Source organism: Nonomuraea sp. NPDC004702 (assembly GCF_053601695.1).
This window is the reverse complement of record NZ_JBSGCE010000040.1, coordinates 33,540-41,356: the sequence shown is the minus strand read 5'-3', so window position 1 is coordinate 41,356 and position 7,817 is coordinate 33,540. Positions and strand designations below refer to the sequence as shown.

The following is a 7,817-nucleotide window of genomic DNA, read 5'->3' as shown; positions in this document are numbered from 1 at the left end:
AGGTCACCTTCAACAACAACAGCGGAACCTGGGACAACAACCACGGCAACAACTACACCCTCGGCACCGGCACCACCACCGTGAAGAACGGCGTCGTGAGCGCGGGGGCGTCGGATCCCTGTGGGGCCGAGCCGCCGCCGGACACGACTCCGCCGACCGTGCCCACGGGCCTGGCGGCGACCGCGTCGGGCACGAACGTCACGCTGACCTGGACGGCGTCGACCGACAAGGTGGGCGTCACCGGCTACGAGATCAGCCGGGCCAAGGGCGACGAGACGCCGGTCGTCCGATCCACGTCCGGCACGACGTACAAGGACTCCGGGCTGGACCCCCAGACGTCCTACACGTACAAGGTGCGAGCACTGGACGCCGCGGGCAACAAGTCCGCGTACACCGGTGCCGTCTCGGTGAAGACGGGCGACGGGCCGCCGCCGGCGTCCCCGGGGACTCCGCTCGGCGGCGATCCTCGCAAGGACTCCATCTACTTCGTCATGACGGCACGGTTCTATGACGGCGACACCTCGAACGACAGGGGCGGAAGCCAGAACATCAGGTCCGGTAACGCGACGAACAACGACCCGATGTTCCGCGGCGACTTCAAGGGCCTCGTCGACAAGCTCGACTACATCAAGGCCCTCGGCTTCTCCGCGATCTGGATCACCCCGGTCGTGCTGAACCGCTCCGACTACGACTACCACGGCTACCACGGCTGGGACTTCTACCGGGTGGACACGCGGCTGGAGACGCCCGGGAACACCTACCAGGACCTGATCAACAAGGCGCACGCCAAGGGCCTGAAGATCTACCAGGACGTGGTCTACAACCACAGCTCCCGTTGGGGCGCCAAGGGCCTGTTCGTCCCGCCCGTCTACGGCATCCGTGACGAGCAGTGGAAGTGGCTGTACAGCAAGAAGGTTCCGGGCCAGGAGTACGACCCGATGGTCGAGCACCAGGGCGACGACCCCGACATGACGGCCGCCCAGAACGAGATGGCCAAGGGACGGCCGTACAACGGCGACCTGTGGTCGACCGAGGAGCCCGCGGGCAACACCTGCAAGAACTGGGGGACCCCGACGCAGTGGTTCAGCCCCGAGGGCTACACCATATACAACTGCCAGTGGCCGAGCCCGACCTCGGGCATGTTCCCGGCGAAGTACTACCACCAGTGCTGGATCGGCAACTGGGAGGGCGAGGACTCGCGCAGTTGCTGGCTGCACGATGACCTGGCCGACTTCAACACCGAGAACGCCGAAGTGCAGAAGTACCTCATCGACGCCTACAACCGGTACATCGACATGGGCGTCGACGGTTTCCGCATCGACACCGCCATTCACATCCCCCGCGTCACCTGGAACCGCCGCTTCCTGCCGGCGATCTATGACCGGGTGAAGGAGAAGTTCGGCGAGGAGAAGGCCAAGAACTTCTACGTGTTCGGCGAGGTGGCCGCCTTCGTCAACGACAAGTGGAACCGCGGTTCTGTCAACCACTCCGCGCAGTTCTACACCTGGAAGGAGCGCAAGGAGTACAGCGCCGACGACGAGAAGGCCGCGATCGAGCAGTACAACTACGAGGAGCAGCTCGGTACGGGCAACCAGCCCACCAGCACCAACGCCCGCCTGAACGGCAACGATTACCACGCGCCGGACCACTCGAAGTTCTCCGGCATGAACATCATCGACATGCGCATGCACATGAACTTCTCCGACGCGCAGAACGCCTTCAACAACGGCAAGGACTCCGACGACAGCACCAACGACGCCACCTACAACACCGTCTACGTCGACTCCCACGACTACGGACCCAACAAGTCGTCCAACCGCTACGCCGGCGGCACCGACGCCTGGGCCGAGAACATGAGCCTGATGTGGACCTTCCGCGGCATCCCCACGCTCTACTACGGATCGGAGATCGAGTTCCAGAAGGGCAAGCAGATCGACTGCGGGCCCACCTGCCCGCTCGCCACGACGGGCCGCGCCTACTACGGCGACAAGATCGAGGGCTCCGTCAACGCGAGTGACTTCGGGGTGGTCTCCAGCGCGTCGGGACCCGTCGCGACCACCTTGAGCCAGCCGCTGGTCAAGCACCTGCAGCGGCTCAACCAGATCCGCCGGTCGATCCCGGCCCTGCAGATGGGGCAGTACTCGACCGAAGGCGTGACCGGGCAGATGGCCTACAAGCGCCGCTACACCAGCGGATCCACCGACAGCTTCGTCCTGGTCACCGTCTCCTCCGGCGCCACGTTCACCGGCATCCCCAACGGGAAGTACGTCGACGCGGTCACCGGGGACGTCAAGACCGTCACCGACCAGACCCTGTCGATCGCCGCCAGCGGCAAGGGCAACGTCCGCGCCTATGTGCTCGACCAGGCCGGCAGCCCGGCTCCGGGCAAGGTCGGAGCGGACGGGCCGTACCTCAAGTAGTTCCTTGAGAGATGGAACGGGGAGCGCGCGGTAGTGCGCTCCCCGCTTTCGTCGGTCCCGGCCCGTTCAGCTGTGCGGCGGGCAGGTCTTCGGTCAGGTAGCGCTGCACGGTGGGGCCGGTGGCGGCCACCAGGTGGTCGGGCGGGGCGGAGGCGACGGGTTCGAGCTTGAGGACGTGACGGATCACGGCCAGGCCGATGAGCTGGGTGGCGGCCAGGGCGGCCCGAGCGGGGGCCTCCTGTTCGTCGATGCCGAGGTGCTCGATCGCCGGCCGCAGGACCTGAGTGGTGAGGAACTCGCGCAGGAGCCGTGCGATCCACTCGTTGTTCAAGCTGGAGCCCAGCAACGCTGCGGCGGCGCTGCCGGCGGGAGAGTCCCAGATGTCCAGGACGGCCCGCACCAAGGCGTCGCCGAGCTCGGCGCGGGGTGCCGCCAGGACCTTCGGCATCAGGTCCGCCGGGTCGAACGGGGCGCTGACGCAGGCCAGGAAGAGCTTGTCCTTGGTGCCGAAATAGTGGTGAACCAGCGCCGGGTCGACCTCGGCGCGGGTGGCGACGGCACGGATGGAGGCGCTGTCGTAACCCTTGTCGGCGAACAGATGGCGGGCGGCGGCGAGGATCGCCTCCCGAGTGCCGGGGTTGCCGGGGCGGCGTCCGGCCCGGGGATGTGCCCCCGGGCTGTCGCGATTCACAGCAGTTTGTCGAGGGTGATGGGCAGGTCGAGGACGCGTTTGCCGGTGGCGTGCCGTACGGCGTTGGCCACGGCGGCGGCGACGCCGGTGATGCCGACCTCGCCGATGCCGAGCAGGCCGAGCGGTGTGGTGGGGTCGGGCTCGTTCAGGTAGTGCACGTCGATGTGGGGGATGTCGGCGTGCACGGGCACGTGGTACTCTGACAGGCTCGGGTTCACGATCCGGCCGTCGCGGCCGTCGACGAGGGTCTGCTCCGACAGGGCCATGCCGATGCCCATCACGATGCCGCCGCGCAGCTGGCTGGTCGCCGTCTTGGCGTTGATCACGGTGCCGACGTCGAAGACGCCGAGCCAGCGCGAGACGCGTACCTCCATGGTGTCGGGGTCCACCCGGACCTCGCAGAACTGCGCGCCGGTGGCCGCCCGCACCTTCCGGCGGCGTTCGAGCACGGTGCGGGCGACGAAGCCGAGCATGCCCGCCTTGGACTCGGCTTCCAGGTGGTCGCGGCCGGCCGCGGTCAGGATCTCGCCGTAGGTCTGGCCGCCGCCGGCGTGGTGGAGGCCGCCGTCGCGGGCCACCAAGTCCTCCAGCTTGTGGCCGCGCAGGGGTGAGCCGGGCGCGCGGCGGGCCAGGGCGAGGGCGGACTTCTTCAGCTTGGCGCAGGCGTCGATCACGCCCGCCGCCGCGCTGGCGGTCTGCACCGAGCCGATCGCACCGGGGCCGGGCGGCAAGTCGGAGTCGCCGTACTCCACATGGACGGACTCCAGCGGGACGCCCATCTCGTCGGCGGCGATCTGGGCCTGCACGGTCGCGGTGCCCATGCCCATCTCGTGCATGCCGCTGCGCACCACGAGCGTGCCATCGGCGCCCAGCCGGACGGTGACCTGCGCGGGCATGCGCATGGAGGGGTGGAAGGCGGTGGCCACGCCCATGCCGACCAGCCAGCGGCCGTCGCGCATGACGCCCGGCCGGGGGTCGCGCTCGCGCCAGCCGAACCGCTCGGCCCCCAGCGCGTACGCCTCCTTGAGCATGCGGTGGGTGAACCGCTGGCCGCCCACCGGGCCGCGCTCGGGCTCGTTGCGCATGCGCAGTTCGATCGGGTCCATGCCCAGTTGCCAGGCGAGTTCGTCCATGGCCGATTCCACGGCGAAGGTGCCGATGGACTCGCCGGGGGCGCGCATGAAGGTGTTGGGCAGCAGGTCGAGCTGGACGACGTTCTGGGCCAGGTGGATGTTGGGGGCGGCGTACAGGTGGTGGGAGGCCGCGGTGATCGGCTCGGGCATGCCGCCGATCCGGCCGGTTCTGGAGACGCTGGTGTGGATGAGCGCGGTCAGACGTCCCTGGGCGTCGGCGCCGAGCGCGACCCGCTGGGTGCTGGGGGTGCGGCCGCCGACGGTGTGGTAGACGCCCGCTCGGGTGAGCCCGAGCCGCACCGCGCGGCCGGTCGCCCGTGCCGCCAGCGCGGCCAGCAGGGTGCCGGCCCAGGCGCGCGACTTGCCGCCGAACGCGCCGCCGACGTGCGGGGACAGGATCCGGACCGACGTCTCCGGCACCCCGAACCGCTGCGCCAGGTGTTTGCGCAGCCAGGGGATGTTCTGCGCGCCCTCGTGCAGCGTCAGGTGGTCGCCGTCCCACACGGCGGTCGTGGCGTGCGGCTCGATCGCGTTGTGGTTGTACGGCGGCGTGCTGAAGCGCAGGTCCACCGAGACGGGCGCGGCGGCCAGCGCGGCGCGCGCGTCTCCCTTGTCGGCCCCGCTCTCCATGATCGGGATGCCCTTTTCCGGGACGGCGTTCGGCTCTCCGGCCGCGAAGTCCACCGTGGCGGGCAGCTCCTGGTAGGACGGCCGCACCAGCGACGCCGCGTACCGTGCCGTCTCGGGCGTCTCGGCGACCACGACCGCGATCGGCTGGCCGTTCCAGTGCACCTCATCGGTGGCCAGGTAGTTGACCGACGTGCCCGAGGCGATCGAGCTGAGGTCGAGGAAGCTCATCTTGGGCGCAGGCTTCATGGCCGGGGCGTTCTCGTGGGTGAGCACGTCGATCACGCCGCGCACCGCCCGTGCCGCCGCCGTGTCGAGGGCGATGATGCGGCCGCGCGCGATCGTGGCGTGCACGAGCGCCGCGTAGGCCAGGTCCGGGTAGGGGAACTCGGCGGCGAAGCGGGCCTGGCCGGTCGTCTTGGCCGGGCCGTCGCGCCGGTCGACACCCTGGCCGACGTACTTGGATGTACCGGTCGCGGGCTCTGTCTCGGCGTACTTGATGCTCATCGAGCTGCCTCCTCGTTCAGCTCGCGCAGCGTGGCCACGATGGTGGAGACGGCCAGGGTGGTCTTGAACGCGTTTCCCTGCCGTACGGCAGCAGCGGCCAGCTCGGCCTCGGCCGCCCGCCGGAAGGCCGCCTCGTCGGCGAGGCCGCCGAGCAGGATCCGCTCCGCCTCGCGGGCCCGCCAGGGTTTGGGGGCGACGCCGCCCAGCGCCAGCCGGACGTCCGTAACCGTGCCGTCGCGCACTTCCAGCGCCGCCGCCACCGAGACCAGGGCGAAGGCGTAGGAGGCGCGGTCGCGAACCTTGCGGTAGCGGGAGCGGGCCGCGGCGGGAACGGGCGGCAGTTCGACCGCCGTGATCAGGTCGCCGGCTTCCAGCGTGGTCTCGACCTGCGGGGTGTCGCCGGGCAGCCGGTGCAGGTCCGCCAGCGGGACGCGCCGCGTGCCGCCCACGCCGCGCACCTCCACCACGGCGTCCAGCGCGGCCAGCGCCACGCACATGTCGGACGGGTGGGTGGCGATGCAGTGCTCGCTCACGCCCAGGATCGCGCAGCCGCGGTTGAACCCCTCCAGCGCGTCGCAGCCGCTGCCGGGCTCGCGCTTGTTGCAGGCCGAGGCGGTGTCGTAGAAGTAGGGGCAGCAGGTGCGTTGCAGCAGGTTGCCGCCCACGGTGGCCATGTTCCGCAGCTGGCCGGAGGCTCCCGACAGCAGCGCCTGCGACAGCACCGGGTAGCGGGTGCGCACCCGCCGGTCGGCGGCGAGGGTGCTGTTGCGCACCAGCGCGCCGATCCGCAGCCCGCCGCCGGGCAGCTCCTCCACCGTGTCGTAGGGCAGGCCGGTGACGTCCACGAGGGTGTCGGGCCGCTCGACGCCCTCGCGCATCAGGTCGACCAGGTTGGTGCCGCCGCCGAGGAACTTCGTGCCGGGCTCGGCGGCGGCCTGGACCGCCGACTCGACGTCGGCGGCCTTGATGTAGGCGAACGGTCTCATCCCGAGACCTCCATGATCGCGTCCACGATGCCGTTGTAGGCGCCGCAGCGGCACAGGTTGCCGCTCATCCGCTCCCTGACCTCGGCCTCGCTCAAGGCGCCGGAGTCGGCCACGGCGCTGGGCATCCCCGCGGCGTGCTCGGCCAGCATGCCGATCGCCGAGCAGATCTGGCCCGAGGTGCAGTAGCCGCACTGGAAGCCGTCATGGCGGATGAACGCCTCCTTCAGCGGATGCGCCACCCCCTCGATCGTGGTGATCTCGCGGCCGTCGTACTGGATGGCCAGCGCCAGGCAGGAGTTGATCCGCACGCCGTCGGCCAGCACCGTGCACGCGCCGCAGGCGCCCTGGGCGCAGCCCTTCTTCGGCCCTGTCACGCCGAGCCGCTCGCGCAGCGCGTCCAGCAGGCTGACCCACGGCTCCACCTCGAGTGAGGCGACGGAGCCGTTCACCTTCATCCGTATCTCGGCCACGCGCTTCTCCTGCCGATCCTTGTCAATCGCGGTCCTTGCTCAGTCCTTCGCGACCTTCACCAAGCTATGATACTTCACTTGATGTTATGATTATCAGTGTGTCATGTTGAGGTTATAGAGGTCCAGAGGAGGCGCGGATGCCGGACACCGAGGGCCGCGTTCCCGTCGACGTCGTGGAGGCCGCCCTGCGGGCCGCCGAACGGCTGGGAAAGGACGTGGCCGACGTGCCCGTCCTGGCGATCGCCCAGGAGGCCGGCGTCTCCCGCAGCACTCTGCTGCGCCGCGTCGGCGGCTCCCGCCAGGCCCTGGACGCGGCGGTGCGCGCCGCCGGGGTGGACCCCGGCGGGCAGCGCCCGGTGCGCGAACGCGCGATCGAGGCGGGTGCCCGCCTGATCGGCGAGCACGGCCTGGCCGCGCTCACCCTCGACGCGGTCGCCACCGCCGCCCGCTGCTCGCTGCCCAGCCTGTACGTCACCTTCGGCGGCCGGGACGAGCTGCTGCGGGCCATCTTCGAACGCCACATGCCGCTCCTCAACATCGACGACGTGATCACCGGCACGCCCGCCGACCTGAGCGAGACCGTGAACCGGATCTACCTGCTGCTGGCCGAAGCGCTCACCCGCGAGCCCAGGGTGATGCCGGCCATGCTCGCCGAAGCGCTGGCCCGCCCGGGCGAGCCCGCCCTGCGCCGCCTGCTGGAGCACTTCACCCCCCGCAAGCTCACCGGCCTCGGCCTCGGCGGATGGCTGGCCAGCGAAATGGCCGCCGGACGCATCCGCCCGTTACCGCTGCCGCTGCTCATCCAGCAACTGATCGCCCCGGCCGTGATGCACTTCGTGCTGCGCCCTGCCATCGACCAGGTCCCCGGCTTCGACCTGCCCAGCGTGGAGGAGACCTGCGCGGTCTTCTCCGAGGCGTTCCTACGCGCCGTCGCCACCCCCGCAGCCGGGATCGAGCATACGTAGGCCCCACCCACCACCTCG

At 70.2% G+C, this 7,817-nt stretch carries 6 protein-coding genes; 2 read left to right on the top strand and 4 right to left on the bottom strand.

Annotation, left to right across the window (positions count from 1 at the left end; all coding sequences use genetic code 11):
- Positions 1–2,420 (top strand): alpha-amylase family glycosyl hydrolase (locus ACWEJ6_RS36935; RefSeq protein ID WP_452429844.1); only part of this gene is annotated, 2,420 nt, incomplete at its 5' end.
- On the opposite strand, the gene ACWEJ6_RS36930 is transcribed toward ACWEJ6_RS36935, so the two are convergent.
- From ACWEJ6_RS36930 to ACWEJ6_RS36915, 4 genes are read right to left on the bottom strand one after another with little or no spacing between them, the layout of a single operon-like run.
- Positions 2,413–3,111 carry a TetR/AcrR family transcriptional regulator gene (locus tag ACWEJ6_RS36930; RefSeq protein ID WP_020547426.1) on the bottom strand — a complete coding sequence of 233 codons (699 nt, stop codon included), beginning with the start codon at positions 3,109–3,111 and terminating at the stop codon, positions 2,413–2,415. The two genes, ACWEJ6_RS36935 and ACWEJ6_RS36930, sit on opposite strands and share 8 nt — an antisense overlap.
- The gene (locus ACWEJ6_RS36925; protein ID WP_452429842.1) at positions 3,108–5,378 is read right to left on the bottom strand and encodes a xanthine dehydrogenase family protein molybdopterin-binding subunit; all 2,271 of its coding nucleotides are present in this window, start codon (positions 5,376–5,378) and stop codon (positions 3,108–3,110) included. The genes ACWEJ6_RS36930 and ACWEJ6_RS36925 overlap by 4 nt, the downstream gene beginning before the upstream one ends.
- Positions 5,375–6,364, bottom strand: a complete 990-nt coding sequence (locus tag ACWEJ6_RS36920; protein WP_020547428.1) for an FAD binding domain-containing protein — start codon at positions 6,362–6,364, stop codon at positions 5,375–5,377. The genes ACWEJ6_RS36925 and ACWEJ6_RS36920 overlap by 4 nt, the downstream gene beginning before the upstream one ends.
- Positions 6,361–6,819, bottom strand: coding sequence for a (2Fe-2S)-binding protein (locus tag ACWEJ6_RS36915; protein ID WP_344219917.1), 459 nt, complete (start codon positions 6,817–6,819; stop codon positions 6,361–6,363). Before ACWEJ6_RS36915 ends, ACWEJ6_RS36920 begins: the two co-directional genes overlap by 4 nt.
- 152 nt (positions 6,820–6,971) lie before the next feature.
- Between ACWEJ6_RS36915 and ACWEJ6_RS36910 the strand changes: the two genes are divergently transcribed.
- Complete coding sequence (locus tag ACWEJ6_RS36910) at positions 6,972–7,799, top strand: TetR/AcrR family transcriptional regulator (protein ID WP_020547430.1); 828 nt, start codon at positions 6,972–6,974, stop codon at positions 7,797–7,799.
- Positions 7,800–7,817: the final 18 nt, after the last annotated feature.